Origin of the sequence: Clavibacter lycopersici, from assembly GCF_003576405.1 — a bacterium.
Classification (GTDB): Bacteria; Actinomycetota; Actinomycetes; order Actinomycetales; family Microbacteriaceae; genus Clavibacter; species Clavibacter lycopersici.
This window is the reverse complement of record NZ_QWGT01000030.1, coordinates 1-17,445: the sequence shown is the minus strand read 5'-3', so window position 1 is coordinate 17,445 and position 17,445 is coordinate 1. Positions and strand designations below refer to the sequence as shown.

The 17,445-nt window shown below is 72.9% G+C and carries 15 protein-coding genes and 1 pseudogene; 12 read left to right on the top strand and 4 right to left on the bottom strand.

Annotated features, from left to right (window positions below; all coding sequences use genetic code 11):
• The coding region (locus DZG00_RS03860) for a nucleotidyl transferase family protein (RefSeq protein ID WP_511172837.1) at nt 1-316 on the top strand (316 nt) is incomplete at its 5' end.
• A gap of 73 nt (nt 317-389) precedes the next feature.
• On the top strand, nt 390-1,094 hold the full coding sequence (locus DZG00_RS03855) for an SDR family oxidoreductase (RefSeq protein ID WP_043584090.1): 705 nt from the start codon (nt 390-392) through the stop codon (nt 1,092-1,094).
• Between the two features lie 86 nt (nt 1,095-1,180).
• Here the strand turns inward: DZG00_RS03855 and DZG00_RS03850 are convergent, their stop codons facing one another.
• The gene (locus DZG00_RS03850) at nt 1,181-1,792 is read right to left on the bottom strand and encodes a hypothetical protein (RefSeq protein ID WP_119382366.1); all 612 of its coding nucleotides are present in this window, start codon (nt 1,790-1,792) and stop codon (nt 1,181-1,183) included.
• Nucleotides 1,793-1,896: 104 nt separating this feature from the next.
• On the opposite strand from DZG00_RS03850, the gene DZG00_RS03845 reads away from it, so the two are divergent.
• The 4 genes from DZG00_RS03845 (at nt 1,897) to DZG00_RS03830 (ending at nt 6,423) form a co-directional block, all read left to right on the top strand.
• Nucleotides 1,897-2,391: a luciferase domain-containing protein gene (locus DZG00_RS03845; RefSeq protein ID WP_233549098.1), complete on the top strand. Its 495-nt coding sequence runs from the start codon at nt 1,897-1,899 to the stop codon at nt 2,389-2,391.
• A 161-nt stretch (nt 2,392-2,552) separates the two neighbouring features.
• On the top strand, nt 2,553-3,566 hold the full coding sequence (locus DZG00_RS03840; RefSeq protein ID WP_119382365.1) for a glycoside hydrolase family 26 protein: 1,014 nt from the start codon (nt 2,553-2,555) through the stop codon (nt 3,564-3,566).
• A 109-nt stretch (nt 3,567-3,675) separates the two neighbouring features.
• Entirely contained in the window at nt 3,676-4,977 is a 1,302-nt protein-coding gene (locus DZG00_RS03835) for a glycoside hydrolase family 26 protein (RefSeq protein ID WP_119382364.1), read from the top strand.
• A 126-nt stretch (nt 4,978-5,103) separates the two neighbouring features.
• Nucleotides 5,104-6,423, top strand: a complete 1,320-nt coding sequence (locus DZG00_RS03830) for an alpha/beta hydrolase (RefSeq protein WP_119455395.1) — start codon at nt 5,104-5,106, stop codon at nt 6,421-6,423.
• A gap of 22 nt (nt 6,424-6,445) precedes the next feature.
• Here DZG00_RS03830 and DZG00_RS03825 read toward each other — a convergent pair whose 3' ends face one another.
• A complete protein-coding gene (locus tag DZG00_RS03825) occupies nt 6,446-7,582 on the bottom strand; it encodes a glycosyltransferase family 9 protein (RefSeq protein WP_119383160.1) in 1,137 nt (378 codons plus the stop codon).
• A 77-nt stretch (nt 7,583-7,659) separates the two neighbouring features.
• On the bottom strand, nt 7,660-8,718 hold the full coding sequence (locus DZG00_RS03820; protein ID WP_233550076.1) for a LacI family DNA-binding transcriptional regulator: 1,059 nt from the start codon (nt 8,716-8,718) through the stop codon (nt 7,660-7,662).
• 110 nt (nt 8,719-8,828) lie between these two features.
• Between DZG00_RS03820 and DZG00_RS03815 the strand changes: the two genes are divergently transcribed.
• The 4 genes from DZG00_RS03815 to DZG00_RS03800 all read left to right on the top strand — a co-directional run bounded on the left by DZG00_RS03815 (nt 8,829) and on the right by DZG00_RS03800 (nt 14,023).
• Nucleotides 8,829-9,770 (top strand): carbohydrate ABC transporter permease, encoded by a 942-nt coding sequence (locus DZG00_RS03815; RefSeq protein WP_119382127.1) that lies wholly within the window; start codon nt 8,829-8,831, stop codon nt 9,768-9,770.
• Between the two features lie 2 nt (nt 9,771-9,772).
• Nucleotides 9,773-10,723: a carbohydrate ABC transporter permease gene (locus DZG00_RS03810; RefSeq protein WP_119382128.1), complete on the top strand. Its 951-nt coding sequence runs from the start codon at nt 9,773-9,775 to the stop codon at nt 10,721-10,723.
• A gap of 68 nt (nt 10,724-10,791) precedes the next feature.
• On the top strand, nt 10,792-12,144 hold the full coding sequence (locus tag DZG00_RS03805; protein WP_119382129.1) for an ABC transporter substrate-binding protein: 1,353 nt from the start codon (nt 10,792-10,794) through the stop codon (nt 12,142-12,144).
• Nucleotides 12,145-12,226: 82 nt separating this feature from the next.
• Nucleotides 12,227-14,023: a glycoside hydrolase family 35 protein gene (locus DZG00_RS03800; RefSeq protein WP_119382130.1), complete on the top strand. Its 1,797-nt coding sequence runs from the start codon at nt 12,227-12,229 to the stop codon at nt 14,021-14,023.
• Nucleotides 14,024-14,099: 76 nt separating this feature from the next.
• On the opposite strand, the pseudogene DZG00_RS03795 reads toward DZG00_RS03800, so the two are convergent.
• Nucleotides 14,100-15,141 (bottom strand): annotated as a pseudogene (locus tag DZG00_RS03795) (PDDEXK nuclease domain-containing protein).
• 142 nt (nt 15,142-15,283) lie between these two features.
• Between DZG00_RS03795 and DZG00_RS03790 the strand changes: the two are divergent.
• Together DZG00_RS03790 and DZG00_RS03785 are read left to right on the top strand one after the other, a co-directional pair.
• Nucleotides 15,284-16,774, top strand: coding sequence for an aldehyde dehydrogenase family protein (locus tag DZG00_RS03790; protein WP_119382950.1), 1,491 nt, complete (start codon nt 15,284-15,286; stop codon nt 16,772-16,774).
• Nucleotides 16,771-17,445, top strand: a 675-nt coding sequence (locus DZG00_RS03785) for a bifunctional heptose 7-phosphate kinase/heptose 1-phosphate adenyltransferase (protein ID WP_233550075.1), incomplete at its 3' end; no start/stop codon positions are given. The genes DZG00_RS03790 and DZG00_RS03785, both read left to right, overlap by 4 nt.

The window sequence follows — 17,445 nt, the reverse complement described above, 5'->3', positions numbered from 1 at the left end:
CGTGCTCCTCAACTCGGACGACTCGGTGCGCCGCCTCAAGGGACCCGAGCGCCCGATCATGACCGAGGAGGACCGCGTGGACCTCCTCATGTCGCTCGGGGTGGTGGATGCGGTCGTGCTCTTCTCCGAGGACACCCCCGAGGAGGCGCTGCGCTCCATCAAGCCCGACCTCTGGGTCAAGGGCGGCGACTACCGCGCCGAGGACCTCCCCGAGTCGGCGGTCATCGCCGAGTGGGGCGGCCAGGCCGTGACCGTGCCCTACCATCCGGGCCGCTCCACCACGAAGCTCGCCGGCGCCCTCGCGCGCGTCGGCTGAGCCCCCTGATCCGCACGACTCCCCCGCACCACCGCGCCCACCCGGCGCGATCCGCTCCACGGAAGGAACACCCATGACCGACTCCCCCCGCCCCAGCACCGGCCGCGTCCTCATCACCGGAGGCGCGTCCGGGCTCGGCGCCGCGGTCGCGCAGGCGGTCCTCGCGGCCGGCGGCGAGCCCATCGTGCTCGACCTCGACACCTCGAGCGTCACCGGCATGGAGGCGCACCGCATCGACGTCTCCGACACCCGCGCCACCGAGGCGCTCGTCACGGAGATCGCCCAGGCGCACGGCGGCCTCGACGCCGTCGTCACCGCCGCGGGCATCGACCGCTGCGGCCGCCTGGTCGACGTCGCCCCCACCGAGTGGGAGAAGGTCATCGGCGTGAACCTGATGGGCACGGTCGCCGTCGTCCGCGCGGCGCTGCCGTTCCTCACCGAGTCGCACGGCCGCGTCGTCACCGTCGCGTCGTCGCTCGCCATCAAGGCCGTCTCCGACGCGACCGCCTACTGCGCCTCCAAGTTCGGCGTGCTCGGCTTCACGCGGGCGCTGGCCGCCGAGACGAAGGGCGAGGTCGGCGTGACCACGCTGATCCCCTCCGGCATGAAGACGCACTTCTTCGACGACCGCGACCCGAAGTACAAGCCCGGCTCCGACGCGAACCTCAACGACCCGGCCGCCGTCGCCGACAGCGTGATGTTCATCCTCGGCCAGCCCCGCGGCTGCGAGATCCGCGAGCTCGTCATCACCCACGAGCTCGAGGACAGCTGGCCGTGATCGGCGGCTGACCCGCGCCTAGCGCATGAGACGAGCCCGGCCCCGCATCGCGCGGGGGCCGGGCTCGTGTCGTCTCGTCTCCTGCCTCAGCGCGGCTGCACCAGCGCCACCCCGCGCAAGCCTGAGAACCGCGCGAACTCCGCGACCCCGAGCCGGGCATCCGCCGCCGTGGCCCCGACACCTGACGGGTTGTGGAACGTCGCCGTCTTCCCGTCGAACGCGTGCACCAGCACGAGGTGCCCGCCGCGCCGCGTCGCCGGCCGCTCCGGGTACCGGATCTCCGACGACACCGACGCGAGCACCACCCGCCCGTCGCCCACCTCGGCGAGCAGCTCGGGCACGTCGATCCGCGGGTGCACGACCGCCTCGATCCCGAAGTCGTCGCGCACCCACTCCGCGAACGGCCGGTAGTACAGCCCGCCGACCTCGTCGCCGTCCCGGGTGAGGGCGCCGCGCGCGACGGCCCGCGTGATCAGCTCGTGCATCGGCAGGGCTCCGGCCGCCGGGATCCACGCCCGCAGCACCGACCGCAGCCCCGCGAGCCCGCACACGTGCCGCGCCCAGAACAGGTACTCGGCCTCGGACGGGTACCCCTCGGTGCGCCAATCGAAGAACCCGGCCGGGCTCTCGCCGCGCTCGATGAGCGGCGCGTTGCACGCGAGGTCGCCCCACTGCGACTCGTACGGGTACGTGGTCATGCGCGCTCCTCGGGTCGGGTCCGTCCCACGTTCCCATGGGGCGGCATCCTCTCCGCGCGCAGCCGCCACGTCGCGCGGGAGGGGCGGGCCGATAGGTTCGACGCATGGTCTCCACCCCGCGCCCCGGCGCCCGCCCGTCCGTGTCCGACGAGGGCCCGCAGCGCCAGCTCACCGACCGCGCGACGCCCGAGCTGTGGGGCCGGCTCGTCGCGCGCGCGTTCGCGCTGCCGGGCGTGCGCGAGAGCCACAGCCAGGTGTCGCCCGCATCGTCGCGGGGCCTCTTCCTCGAGGATCGCGACGAGCCGATCGTCCCGTGGACCTCGCTCGCCCCCGACGGCCGCCTCGAGCCGGTGCATCTGCACGGCGTCGACGACACGTCCCTGCACCTCTGCCTGCCGGTCGCGCGCGGCACCGAGCTCACCGCGCTCGGCTGGGCGACGCCGCACCAGTACGAGGACTTCGGCACCGAGTTCCTCGTCTACGGCCCGCGCGATGCGACCGAGCTCGACGTGGTGATCGGCCTGATCGAGGAGTCCGTCGCCTTCGCCCGCGATCCCGGCGACGAGCAGCCGGCGCACCTGCCGGTCGCCGAGGGCTGAGGCTGCGGCAGTCCACGATCGCGCGCCCGCCCGCGCCCGCCCGCGCCCGCCCGCGCCCGACCGTCACCTGACCGTCCGGCCGTGAGCGGACATCGGGCGCCGCACCCTGGGAAGCGTCGGATAGCTTCCAGGGAGCGGACATCCGCAGAAACGTGGACACAATGCAGCACCACCCCCGCTCCATCCGCCTCGCGACCACCCTCCTCCTGGGTCTCGCCCTCACCGCCGGGATCCTCACCGCGGCATCCCCCGCCAGCGCCGCCACCGGCCGGGCCCCCGCCGCCGCGAGCGCGACCAGCGCCGCCACCACCGTCTCCGACGCCCGGCTCCGGTTCGGCGTCGCGACCCCCGGCGGCCCCACCGCCGGCGGCGAGCTCGACCAGGTCGCCGCGCAGGTCGGCGAGGACCCGAGCATCGTGCTCTCCTACGCGGACTTCTCGCAGGCGCCGCCCATCGCGGCCCTCGACCAGGTCCGCGCCCGCGGCGCGGAGAGCCTCCTCACCTGGGAGCCCTGGATCGCCGGAGCCGGCACGAACCAGCCCGGCTTCACCAACGCGAGCATCGTCGCGGGCGACCACGACGCGTACATCGCCCGGTGGGGATCCGAGCTGGCCGCCTGGGGCGGACCGGTCTCCCTCCGCTATGCGCACGAGATGAACGGCGACTGGTACCCGTGGGCCGACGGGGTCAACGGCAACGCACCCGGCTCCTACGCCGCCGCCTGGAAGCACGTCCACGACGTCGTCGTCGCACAGGGCGCGACCAACGTGCGCTGGGTGTGGACGCCGAACGTGCCGTACACCGGATCCACCGCGCTCGCGGGTCTCTACCCGGGCGCCGCGTACGTCGACGTCGTCGGTCTCGACGGCTACAACTGGGGCACCGGCGTCGCCGGATACGCGTGGGTGTCGCCCGCCGATCTCTTCGGCCCCGGCCTCGAGCGCCTCCGCGCGATCGCGCCGGGCAAGCCGATCATCATCGCCGAGACCGCGTCGTCCGAGGTCGGCGGATCCAAGGCCGCCTGGGACACCGACCTCGTCGCGTTCCTGCAGGCCCAGCCCGACGTCGCCGCCTTCGTCTGGTTCGACATGGACAAGGAGGCGGACTGGCGCATCGGCAGCTCCGCGTCCTCGGCCACCGCCATCCGCGACGCGCTCGCCGCCCGTCGGGTCTGACCCGCCCCGCCCGCCCGTCGGATCCCGTCGCTCAGCGGACATCCGATGGACGGCGGGCATCGAAGAACATACGCTCGCATGCATCCATCGGGGGAAGGACCCTATCGCCATGCCCACTCGCCGCCGCCTGAAGTGCGCTGTCGTGACCACCGTCGCCCCCGCGGTCGTCGTGACGGCCACCGTCCTCGCGGCTCCTGCCGCCGTCGCCCAGGCCGTTGCAGCCCAGGTCGCCCCGACCGCGCCCGCCGCCATCGTCCTCTCCGTCTCCTCCGGCCCGGTCGGCACGCCCGTGACGGTGACCGGCACCGGCTTCCCCGGGCGCAAGGCCGCGGTCGTCGCCGCGGGATCCGCCGTGAAGCGCATCACGACCACGGCCACCGGGCGCTTCACGACCGCGGTCGCGATCCCCCGCACGGCCCTCTCGACCATCCGGATCACCGCGACCGCCGGAACCCGCTCGGCCGCATCGACGTTCACGGTCACGAAGGCGAAGTCGAGCGGATCCGCCCGCGTCGCCGCCCCAGCACCCGCCGCATCCACCGCCCCCGCCATCAGCTCCGCGCGCCTGCGCCTCGGCCTCTCCACCCCCGGCGGGCCCACCGCGAACGGCGAGCTCGACGCCGCGTCCGCGACCCTCGGCGAGAGCCCCTCCATCGTGATGAGCCACGTCGACTTCACGCACCCGGCCCCGATCGCCGGCCTCCGGAGCGTGGCCGCGCGCGGCGCCGACAGCCTCATCACCTGGGAGCCGTGGAAGGGCGGCGCGGGCGTCGACCAGCCCGCCTACGCGAACGCGCGCATCGTCGCGGGCGACCACGACGCCTACATCCGCTCCTGGGGCGCCGACCTCGCGAAGTACGGCGGGACCGTCTACCTCCGCCTCGGCCACGAGATGAACGGGAACTGGTACCCGTGGTCGGACGGCGTCAACGGCAACGCGCCCGGCTCCTACGTCGCGGCGTGGAAGCACGTGCACGACCTCGTCGTCGCCCAGGGCGCCACCAACGTGAAGTGGGTGTGGAGCCCGAACGTGCCGTACCCGGGATCCACCGACCTCGCCTCCCTCTACCCCGGCGCCGACCAGGTCGACGTCGTCGCCCTCGACGGCTACAACTGGGGCGCCGTCGCCGGCCAGCGCTGGACCTCGCCCGCCGACCTCTTCGGGCCCGGCATCGCGCAGCTCCGCACCGTCGCGCCCGGGAAGCCGCTCGTCATCGGCGAGGTGGCGTCGAGCGAGACGGGCGGATCCAAGGCCGACTGGAACCGCGACCTCGTCGCGTACCTCCAGGCGCAGCCCGACGTGCTCGGCTTCGTGTGGTTCGACTTCCGCAAGGAGGAGGACTGGCGCATCGACAGCTCCGCCGCGTCCGCCGCCTCCCTCCGCGACGCGCTCGCCCTCCGGCGCGGCTGATCCCCTCGCCCCGCTCGCGCACAGCCACCGTGCAGCCCGCGCATGGCCGTCGCGAGGAGAGCACCGCCTACGCTCTGACCTGCGCCCGCCCGACCCGACGGCGTCGCGCGCGATGAGGAGGCGGTGGTGACCCGAGCCCACCGGCGGCGCGAGACCGCGCTGGCCCTCGCCGCCGTGCTCGTCGGCCTCGTGATCCTGCCGGCGCCTCCCGGATCCGGCGTCGAGGGCGGATTCGCGCAGCTCGACCGCTACGCCGCGCTCACCCCGGCGCAGGCCCAGCGGATGATCCAGGCGCACCCGGCCCTCGAGCTGCAGGTGATGGACGCGTCGCCCGACCGCGTCGTCTCGTGGTGGGCGTCGAAGGACCGGAAGCACCAGCGGGCGCTGATCCGCAGCTCGCCCGAGCTCGTCGGCAACCTCGACGGCGTCGACTACGCCTCGCGCGACGCGGCCAACCGGCGCCAGCTGCGCACCGAGCTGCGCACCGAGCGGGAGGCCGTCGCCGCCCACCCGGACGACGCCGACGCCCGGAACCGCCTCACCGCCCTCACCGCGATCCGCGCCGCGCTCCATCCGGAGGCCCGCGCGGGCGGTGGTGCGGACGCCCAGCCGGAGCGGATGCTCGTGTCGCTGACCCACCGGGATCCGCCGCTCGCCGCCATCGCGGTCGGCGACCTCGACACCGCCCGCCAGGTCACCTTCACCGTGCCCGGCATGGGCACCTACACCGACGACATGCAGCTCTGGACCGAGACCGCGCAGAACGTGTACGACGAGCAGGCGGCGGTCGGCGCCCCGGCCGCCCACGCCGTCGTCGCGTGGATCGGCTACCGCACGCCGCCGCCCGGCGTCGACGCGACGCTCGGCGACTACGCGGAGCGCGGCGCCCCGCTGCTCGCGAGCGAGATCCTGGGGCTGCACGCGGCCCGGCACGGCGGCGACCTCACGAGCGTCGACCTCATCGCGCACTCGTACGGATCCACCATGGCCGCCGACGCCCTCGCCGCCCGCGACCTCGGCGTCGACTCCTTCGTCATGCTCGGCTCGGCGGGCGTGGAGGACGGCATCGAGGACGCCCGCCAGCTGCACGCCCGGCACGTCTACGCAGGCGAGGCGGCCGACGACGACGAGGCGGTGTGGGGGCGGCTCTCCCGCCAGGATCCGCGCGCCCCCGGCTTCGGCGCCACCGTCATCTCCGTCGACGGCGATCCCGCGCGCGGCCTCCTCCCCGTCACCACCCACGCGCCCGTCCTCCACTCGCCGTGGAACGACGACCCGGACTCGCGCGCCTGGTCGACCATCCGCGATCCGGCCCAGCGCGCCGCCGAGTTCGCCGCCCACGAGAAGACGTACGGCTACCTCGACGCGGGCACGGAGTCGCTGCGGAACGCCGCGATCGCGACGACGCCGCACGCGACCGAGCGGCTGGACGCGGCCGGCGGCTGAGCGCCGCTCCGCGCCGACGCGGCTACACCGTCACGCGCTCCCCCAGCGACGCCCGCCGCAGCTGCTCCACGTCCGCGTGCACGTCGTCGACCTGCACGTCGGCCACGTACGACGGGTCGTGCGCGCACCGCTCCGCGGTCCAGCCGACCTGGGTCACGTCGACGCCGCAGACGGGGCAGCGCGTGGTCCAGCCCAGGTGGATCCGGTGCCGCGTGCGCCCGAAGGCCGCCGCGTTGATCACGTTGCCGAACCAGAACACGCCCACCGTTCGGGCGCTCACGGCCTGCGCGAGGTGGCGCGGGCCGCTGTCGTTGCCGAGCACGACGTCGGCGTGCGTGAACAGGCCGGCGAGCTCGCCGAGGGTGAGGGAGTCGGCGAGCGAGGTGATCCGCCCGTCCTGGTCGCCGTCGAGCCCGTCGCGGGCGATCGCGACGATGCGCGCGGCGTCGGACGCGTCGGTCGCGTCGCCCACCACGATCACCTGCGCGTCGTCCGCGGCGGCCCGCCGCGCGACCTCGGCGAACGACTCGACGGGCCAGCGACGGCGCACGTCCGTGGCGCCCGGGTGGATCACCACGAGCCCGCCGGGCGCGCCCGACACGTGCTCGGCCGCCGCGGCCCGCTCCGCGTCGGTGACCTCGACGACCGGCTCCAGATCCGCGATCGCCGCGCCCGCGAGCCCCGCCACCTCGAGCCCGCGCAGCACCTCGTGCTGGTAGTAGACGTACGGGATCACGCGCTCGAGCCGCTCGGCGTCATCCGTCGCGGTGCCGACGGTGTGCCGGGCGCCGAGCCGCAGCAGGAACGGGTTCGAGTTGCGGCCGCCGCCGTGCACCTGCACCGCGAGATCGAAGCGGCGCGCGCGCATCCGGGCGGCGAACTCCTCGATCTCGTCCGGGTCCGGATCCGTGCCCGGCACGTCCCGCACGCCGTGCGCGACGGGCAGCACCTCGATCTCGTCCGGCCCGCCCGGCCGCCCGCCGAGGAGCGCCCGGTGCAGGGGCGTGCCGAGGAGCGTGATCCGCGCCCCCGGGTACACGGCCCGCAGCGCCGCCATCGCGGGCAGCGCGAAGATCAGGTCGCCGAGACCGCCGCCGCGCAACACGGCGATGGATCGGACGTCGGGGAATCTCTCATGGAGCGGGGCGACGACGGGCACGGGGCGGCCTCCAGTTCGGGTGGGCGTGTCACCCGTCCCGTTCCCCGCGGCGGGCGCATCGAAACGGCGTCGGCGGATCAGCGCGCGTCGACCCGCGGCGCCCCCGCGCTCTCCCGCACCACGAGCCGCGTCGGCACGATGCGGTCGTGCGACGGCTCGCGGCCGTCGAGCATCTCCAGCAGCACCTGCATGGAGCGGCGGCCGATCTCCGTGAAGTCCTGGTGCACGGTCGTCAGCGGCGGCCAGAACGAGCTCGACTCCTCGGTGTCGTCGAAGCCGACCACGCTGATGTCGCCCGGCACGTCGCGGCCGAGCTCGTGCAGCGCGTGCATGATCCCGAGGGCCATCTGGTCGTTCGCGGCGACGATGCCCGTGATGTCGGTGCGCTGCCCGAGCTCGCGGCCGATGCGATAGCCGGACCTCGTGGTCCAGTCGCCCTGCGCGGGATCCTCCGGCTGGAGCCCCGCGTCGATCATGGTCGCGCGCCACTCGGCCGCGCGCCGGGCCGCGGAGTACGAGGTCGAGGGACCTGCGACGTGCACGACCGCGGTGTGCCCGAGGTCCAGCAGGTGCTGCGTGACCAGGCGCGTGCCCTGCTCCTGGTCGGTGTCGACGACCACGAACGGGTCGCCCGCGTCGGAGTCGATGATCACCACGGGCAGGCCCACGGGGATGATCACGTCGGCCCGGTCGAGCATGTGCGCCTCGATGATGATGACGACCCCGTCGACCGCCTCCTCCTGCAGCCGGCTGAACGCCCCGGCCACCTCGCCCTCGGTCGGGTGCGGCACGGGCATCAGCGTGATCGTGTACCCGGCGCCGGACGCGGCCGTCACGATCGCGTCGAGCGTCTTCATGTTCCCGAGCGTCGAGAGCGTGAACATGATGATGCCGATGCTGCGGAAGCGGCCGGTCTTCAGGGCCCGGGCGGCGCTGTTCGGCCGGTAGCCCAGCTCGGCCATCGCGTCCATCACCCGCTGACGGGTCGAGGCCTCCACGTTCTGCGCGCCGTTGGACACCCGGGACACCGTCTGGGCGGACACTCCGGCGTGCGCCGCGACGTCCGCCATCGACACGGTTCGGCCGCCGGGCGTACGCCGGCCACCCGACTTGACGACCGGCGGTGGAGATGTCATGGTTGCGAGCATCACAGATGTTTGCGCAAACACCCAATCCTCCCGAGGTGGGTGACCGGCCTTTCGAAACGGCCCGGCAGCGCAGGTCTCCCCCGACGAAGTGGAAGCACATGACGACGATGTCGACCTCGGCCACCCGGCCGAAGGCGCCCGACGCGGCCCGCCCGAGCGGTCCCCCGATGCGACGCGACAAGCGACGCTGGACCGGACTGGGCTTCGTCGCCCCGTTCCTCGTGGTCTTCCTCGTCGTCCTCATCGCGCCCGTCGGCTACTCGATCTACCTCAGCCTGTTCCAGGAGCGGATGATCGGCGGCAACTCGTTCGTCGGCATCGCCAACTACACGCAGGCGCTCAACGACCCGAACTTCTGGGACGCGCTCGGCCGCGTCGCGCTGTTCCTGGTCGTGCAGGTGCCGATCATGCTGCTCATCGCCCTGTTCGCGGCGCTGGCGCTCGACTCGGCCCGCCTGCACTTCACCGCGTTCTTCCGCATCTCGATCTTCCTGCCCTACGCCGTGCCCGCGGTCGTCGCGGCCCTCATGTGGGGCTTCATCTACGGCAACCGCTTCGGCCTCGTCGGCAACGTCGAGCAGGCCACCGGCTGGGACCTGCCCGACCTGCTCTCGCAGAGCTGGATCCTCGCGTCGATCGGCAACATCGTCACGTGGGAGTTCGTCGGCTACAACATGCTGCTGTTCTACGCGGCCCTCCGCGTCATCTCGCCGGATCTCTACGAGGCCGCCGAGCTCGACGGCGCGGGCCCCTTCCGCATCGTCACCGGCATCAAGCTCCCCGCCATCCGCGGCGCGCTCGTGATCGGCGTGATCTTCTCCATCATCGGCAGCTTCCAGCTCTTCAACGAGCCGAACATCCTGCAGACGCTGGCGCCGAACGCGATCAGCTCGTACTTCACCCCGAACATGTACGCGTACAACCTGTCCTTCGCGGGACAGCAGTTCAACTACTCCGCCGCCATCGCGATCATCATGGGCGTCCTGACGATGGTGGTCGCCTACGTGGTGCAGCTCGTCGGCACCCGGAAGGACAGCTGACCGTGTCGACCCTCACCGGTACCCCCATCGCCGCGCCCGACGCCGGCACGCCCACTCGCGACGCCCCGGCGGACAAGTCCCCGAAGCGCCGCAAGAGCGCCGGCGCCCCGCGCGAGCGCCGCAGCATCGTGCTCACGCTCGTCATGGCCCTGCTGCTCATCTACTCCGTGCTCCCCCTGTTCTGGCTCCTGGTCAACTCGACCAAGACGCAGGACGCGCTGTTCAGCTCGTTCGGCCTCTGGTTCTCGGGCGACTTCGCGCTGTGGGACAACATCCAGGGCGTGCTGACGTACGGGAACGGCGAGTTCGTCCGCTGGCTCGGCAACACGCTGATCTACGTGGTCGTCGGCGCGGGCGGTGCCACGCTGCTCGCGACCCTCGCCGGCTACGGCCTGGCGAAGTTCGACTTCCCGGGCAAGAAGATCGTGTTCGCGGTGGTGCTCGGCGCCGTCGCGATCCCCGGCACGGCCCTCGCGGTGCCGACCTTCCTGCTCTTCAGCCAGATGGGCCTCACGAACACCCCGTGGGCGATCATCCTGCCGTCGCTCATCAGCCCCTTCGGGCTGTACCTCATCTGGACCTACGCGGTCGACTCGGTGCCCGAGGAGATCCTCGAGGCGGCCCGGATCGACGGCTCCAGCGAGATCCGCACCTTCTTCACGATCAGCCTCCGGCTCCTCAGCCCCGGCCTCATCACGGTGCTGCTGTTCTCGATCGTCGCGACCTGGAACAACTACTTCCTGCCCCTGATCATGCTGAGCGACTCCCGCTGGTACCCCCTCACGGTGGGCCTCAACCAGTGGAACGCGCAGTCCACGACCGTGGGCGGCCAGCCGATCTACAACCTCGTCATCACGGGCTCGTTCCTCGCGATCATCCCGATCGTGATCGCGTTCCTCTTCCTCCAGCGCTACTGGCAGTCCGGCCTCTCGGCCGGCGGCGTCAAGGCGTAGTCCCCCAAGCCCCACCTCCGCACCACAGCTCGACCCCTCACCACCACGAAGAAGTGAAAGGCACCACCATGTCCATCTCGTTCCCCCGCCGGGCGAAGCGCGCCATCGCGCTCGGCCTCGGCATCGTCCTCGCGGGCTCGCTCGCGGCGTGCTCGTCCGGATCCGGCGGCGCCAGCGCCGACTCCGCCTCGGCCGACGACCTCGCGAAGGCCCTCGACACCGAGTCCTCCATCACCGTCTGGGGCTGGGCCCCCGCGATCAAGCCGATCGCCGAGGCGTTCGAGAAGGAGCACCCGAAGATCACGGTCGACGTGCAGAACGTCGGCACCGGCGCCGACCAGTACACGAAGCTCCAGAACGCCATCAAGGCGGGCAAGGGCGCTCCCGACGTGGCGCAGATCGAGTACTTCGCGATCCCGCAGTTCGCGCTCGGCAAGTCCCTCGCCGACCTCTCGGGCTACGGCTACACGGACCTCGAGGACCAGTTCACGGCGTCCACCTGGAACGCGGTCACCGAGGGCGACGCCCTCTACGCGCTGCCGCAGGACTCGGGCCCCATGGCGATGTTCTACCGCCAGGACGTCTTCGACAAGTACCAGATCGCCGTCCCCACCACGTGGGACGAGTACGTGGCCGCCGCGGAGAAGATGCACGCCGCCGACCCGAACCAGTACATCACCAGCGACTCCGGCGACGCCGGCTTCACCACGAGCATGATCTGGCAGGCCGGCGGCCAGCCCTACAAGGTCGACGGCGACAAGGTCACCATCGACATGCAGGACGCGGGCGCCAAGAAGTACACGGCCATGTGGAACCAGCTCGTCGAGGGCGGCTCGCTGGCCCAGACCCCCGGCTGGACCGACGAGTGGTTCCGCGGCCTCGGCGACGGATCCATCGCCACGCTGATCACCGGCGCCTGGATGCCCGGCAACCTCGAGGCCCAGGCCACCGAGGGCTCCGGCCAGTGGCGCGTCGCCCCCATGCCGCAGTACACCGCGGGTGACACCGCGACCGCGGAGAGCGGCGGATCCTCCATCGCCGTCATGCAGCAGTCCGAGAACAAGCTCGTCGCGGCGGAGTTCGCGAAGTTCACCACGGCCGACGAGCAGGGTCGCCAGATCTCGTTCGACGCCGGCGGATTCCCCTCCACCACGGCGGACCTGAACAGCCCCGAGTTCCTCGGCGAGACCCCCGAGTACTTCGGCGGCCAGAAGATCAACGAGGTGCTCAGCGAGGCCTCGAAGAACGTGGTGCCGGACTGGCAGTACCTGCCCTTCCAGGTGTACACGAACAGCATCTTCAGCGACTCGGCCTCGGCCGCGTACTCCAACGGCACGTCGCTCGACCCCGTCCTCGAGGCGTGGGGCAAGGCGGCCGCCGAGTACGGCCAGCAGCAGGGCTTCACCGTCGACGTGAAGTAGCACCACCGGATCGACCCGAGGGGAGGTGCGACGCGAGTCGCGCCTCCCCTCCTCCATGCCCCGCCTCACGCAAGGACACGACATGCCCGGCCTCCCCGCCACCAGCACCCGATTCCGCATCGGCGCCGACGACTTCGAGCTCGACGGCCGCCCGCACCGCGTGATCGCGGGCGCCCTCCACTACTTCCGCGTGCACCCCGACCAGTGGGCCGACCGGATCCGCAAGGCCCGGCTCATGGGCCTCGACACCATCGAGACGTACGTCGCCTGGAACGCCCACTCGCCCGAGCGCGGCGCCTTCGACACGAGCGCCGGCCTCGACCTCGGCCGGTTCCTCGACCTGGTGCACGCGGAGGGCATGCACGCGATCGTGCGTCCCGGCCCCTACATCTGCGCGGAGTGGGACGGCGGCGGGCTGCCGGGATGGCTGTTCGAGGATCCGGCCGTCGGGGTGCGCCGGAGCGAGCCGCTGTACCTGGCCGCGGTCGACGAGTTCCTCCGCCGCGTCTACGAGATCGTCGCGCCGCGGCAGATCGACATGGGCGGGCCCGTGATCCTCGTGCAGATCGAGAACGAGTACGGCGCGTACGGCGACGACGCCGAGTACCTCCGTCACCTGGTCGACCTCACGCGCGAGTCCGGGATCATCGTGCCGCTCACCACCGTCGACCAGCCGACCGACGAGATGCTCTCCCGCGGCAGCCTCGACGAGCTGCACCGCACCGGATCCTTCGGCTCGCGCGCCGCCGAGCGCCTCGAGACCCTGCGCCGCCACCAGCCGACCGGCCCGCTCATGTGCAGCGAGTTCTGGGACGGCTGGTTCGACCACTGGGGCGAGCACCACCACACGACCTCCGCGGCCGACGCCGCCGCCGAGCTCGACGCGCTGCTCGCCGCGGGCGCGTCCGTGAACATCTACATGTTCCACGGCGGCACCAACTTCGGCTTCACGAACGGCGCCAACCACAAGGGCACGTACCAGTCGCACGTCACCTCGTACGACTACGACGCCCCGCTGGACGAGACCGGATCCCCGACGGACAAGTTCTACGCGTTCCGCGACGTGATCGCGCGCTACCGGTCCGTGCCCGACGAGGTGCCGACGCGACGCGGCGACGCGCCCGCCTTCGAGGTCGCGTTCGACGCGGTCGTGCCGCTGGCCGACCTGGTGCCGGACGATGCCGCCGCCTGGAGGGCGACCGACGGCGTGCCGTCGATGGACCAGCTCGGCGTCTTCCGCGGGTTCGCCCTGCACCGGGTGGAGCTGCCCGCGTCGCCGCGCACGCGCGTGCTCGCGTTCGCGGAGGTGCGCGATCGGGCCGTGGTCTCGGTCGACGGCGTGCGGATCGGCGTGATCCAGCGCGACCAGCACGAGACGGCGATCGCCGTGCCGCCCGGCCGGGTCCTCGAGGTGCTGGTGGAGGACCAGGGGCGCGTCAACTACGGCGTGCGGATCGGCGAGGCGAAGGGCCTCATCGGCCCGGCGACGCTCGACGGCGAGGCGCTCACCGGGTGGCAGAGCGTGCCGCTCGACCTCGGGGCGATGGCGGCGTCGGTGGTGTCGGCCGCGGGCTTCGCCGTGGCGCCCACCTCGCCGGTCCGCTTCCTCGACGGTCCCGTGCTCGCGCACGCGTCCTTCGAGCTGGACGCCCCCGCCGACCTCTTCCTCGACACGCGCTCCTGGGGCAAGGGAGTCGCCTTCGTCAACGGCTTCGCGCTCGGCCGCTACTGGACCCGCGGACCCCAGCACACGCTCTACGTGCCGGGTGCGCAGCTCCGCGCGGGCCGCAACGACCTCGTCGTGTTCGAGACGGGCGCGGCGGCGGATCCGGTCGTGGCGTTCCTGGCACAGCCGGAGCTGGGGCACCTGGAGTCGTAGGGGGCGGGCGCCGCGCGGGGTCGGCCGCGCCGCTCAGCCGGGCGGCGAGGTGCGTGCGCTCCCCGCGCCGCCGAATTCACGGCGAGCCGTCGCCTTCCGCCCATCCGAGTGCCGCGATGATCTGCTCGGCCGCTGGCAGCGCGTGCTGCTCGGCGGCCGGCAGGCTCTCATACGTGTAGGTCGACACGGCCATCGGAGCCGATGCCCGGCTGAGCGCGTATCGCACGGTGTGCTCGTTGCGGCTTCCGCAGATCAGGATCCCGACCGTGGGCCGGTGGAAGTCGCGGCGCATCTTGTCGTCGACGGCGGCGACGTAGAAGCCGAGCTGGCCGGCGAAGGCGGGCTCGAACTTCCCGGTCTTGAGCTCGATGACGACGTAGCGGAGCTGCTCGGTGTGGAAGAAGAGGAGATCGACGTAGAAGTCGTCGCCGTCGACGTCGAAGTGGACCTGGCGGCCGACGAACGCGAAGCCGGCGCCGAGCTCGCGGAGGGTGTCGACGATCCGGTCCATGAGCGCCTGCTCGAGCTCGCGCTCGGAGACCGCGTCGGTCAGGTCGAGGAAGTCGAAGACGTACGGGTCCTTGCCGAGTTCCCGGGCTAGGTCGGAGTCAGCGGGGGGCGAGCCGGCCCGCGAAGTTCGTCGGTGGGGCGCCGACTCGCTCGAGCGTCCGGTTCATGATCTGGTTCGTGAGCACGTTGCGCGACCAGCCGTGTTCGGCGGCGCGCGCGGCGTACCAGTCACGGGCCGCGCGGTCGTCGAGCTTGCCGAGGAGGACGGTGATGTGCCCCCACGGAAGTCGTCCAACAGCCTGTTGGACTACTCCGGCATGGTCGGGCCACGCCTCCGCGAAGGCGCGCATGTAGAAGAGGTTCGAGCGCGAGAGGCCCTTCATCGCGGGGAACTCGGCGCGAAGGTCATCGGCGAGGCGCGCGACGACGGCACCACCCCAGCCCTCGTCCGCCTGGCGCTCCAGGATGACGTGCCCGATGGACCAGTACAGCTCGATCAGCTGCGTGTTCACGCGACGCTGCGCGGCGAGCTGGGCTGTTCGGACCTGGTGCTTCAGCGCCGTGAGGACGCTGGCGTAGTCGGTGGGCAGCGGCAGCGCGTCGGTCACCGGATGAGGGTAGCCGCCCCGGCCCGGGTCGAGGAGCCGACGCCCGTGTGAGAGCCCAGGGAAGTGGGTACGAGCCGGGTGGCGCGCGAGCGCCCCCCGCCCGCGCACCCGTGCCGGGCCGCCGACCCGCACGAGGAGAACGATGACCACCGACACCGCACTCGACATCGATGGGCTGATCGACCCCGAGGACACCGAGGCCGGACCCGGCACGCTGCGGATCACGGATCCGCGCGACGGGTCGCTCGTGGGCGACATCGACGCATCCACGCCCGACGAGGTCGACGCCGCCGTGCGCCGCTCGGTCGAGGCGTCCGCCGCGTGGGCCGCGACGCCGCCCGCCCAGCGCGGCCAGGCCGTGCGCCGCGCCGCCCACGCGCTCGCCGAGCACGCGGAGGAGCTGGCCGAGCTGAACGTGCGCGAGACCGGCAAGCCGCGCGGCGACGCGCTCGGCGGCGTCGGCGCGGGCGTCGACACGCTGCTGCAGTACTCCGAGCTCGGGCCGATCCATCGCGGGAAGGCACTCCTGGGCACCCTCCCCAACGTGGACTTCTCGGTGCCCCGGCCGCGCGGCGTCACGGTCGCGCTCACGCCGTGGAACGATCCGGTCGCGGTCGCCGCGGGCATCATCGGCGCGGCGCTCGTGATGGGCAACACCGTGATCCACAAGCCGAGCGAGCGCTGCCCGCACACCGGCGAGCTGCTCGGCCGGATCCTCGCCGAGGCCCTCCCCGACGGCGTGCTCGTCTCCGTGGTCGGCGGCGGCGACGTCGGCGACCAGCTGGTCGCGCACGAGGACACGCGCATGGTCGCGCACGTCGGATCCACCGCAGCGGGCGAGGCCATCGCGCGTCGCGCCGCCGGCACGCCCACCCACGTGATCCGCGAGAACGGCGGCAACGACCCGCTGCTCGTCGACGCAGGCGTCGACCCCGCGTGGGCCGCCGCGCAGGCCGCCCTAGGATCCTTCGCCAACGCCGGCCAGATCTGCACCTCGGTCGAGCGCATCTACGTGCACGCCGCCATCGCCGACCGCTTCACCGCCGCGCTCGTGGCGGAGGCCGAGCGCTGGAACTCCTCCGGCGACCTCGGCCCGCTGGTCGACGAGCGCATGCGCGACGCCGTTCACGAGCAGGTCGCGGAGGCGCTCACGGAGGGCGCCCGCGCGCTCGTCGGCGGCCACGTGCCCGACGGCCCCGGATCCCGCTACCCCGCCACCGTGCTCGTCGACTGCACCGCCGACATGACCGTGATGACGGCTGAGACGTTCGGCCCGGTCGCGGCCGTGCAGGTCGTCGCGGACTTCGAGGAGGCGCTCGCCCGGGCATCCGACGACCGGTACGGCCTCGCCGCGAGCGTGCTGACGGCGTCGATGGAGCACGCCCAGCGCGCCGCCGCCGAGCTGCCCGTCGGCACGATCAAGGTCAACGGCGTCTTCGGCGGCGCGCCCGGCGGCGCCGCGCAGCCCCGCGGCCGCAGCGGATCCGGCTTCGGCTACGGCCCCGAGCTCCTCGACGAGATGAGCACCACGACCGTCGTGCACCTCGGGCTGCCGGTGCTCGACGCGGGAGCGGTCACCCCGGCCGAGGACGCGTCCGGCTCCGTCAGCACCGACGCGGGAGACGCGCGATGACGAGCGAGCTGCGCGGGATCATCGGCCTCCTCGCCGAGCGCCGGCCGACCGTCACGGTCATCGGCGACGTCATCCTCGACGAGTGGTGGCGCGGCCACAGCGACCGGATGACCCGCGAGGCGCCGGCACCCGTCGTGGACGTGACCGAGCGGATCCAGTCGCTCGGCGGCGCCGCGAACACCGCCGTGAACCTCGCGAGCCTCGGCGGCACCGTGCGGATGGTCGGCCTCGTCGGCCAGGACGCCGCGGGCGACCGCGTGCGCGACCTGCTGGTCGCCGCTGGCGTCGACGTGACCGGCCTCGTGCACTCGCCGCGCCTGCGGACCACCACCAAGACGCGCATCGTGGGCGACGACCAGGTGATCGTGCGGGTCGACGACGTGCACCGCGGATCCGTGCACCGCGACGACGCGCGCGCCCTCGCCCGCGCGGCCCTCGAGGCCACCTCGGGCGTCGACGGCGAGATCGTCTCCGACTACGGCACCGGCACGCTGCACGGCGTGGTGCTCGAGTCGCTCGCCGCGCGCTCGAGCCGCCCCGGCCTCACCGTGGTCGACGCGCACGATCCCGCGATCTGGGCCCCGCTCCGCCCCGACCTCATCACCCCGAACGCGGGCGAGGCCGGCCGGCTGGTCGACCGGCCGCTCGCGCGCGACGAGGACCGGGCCGCC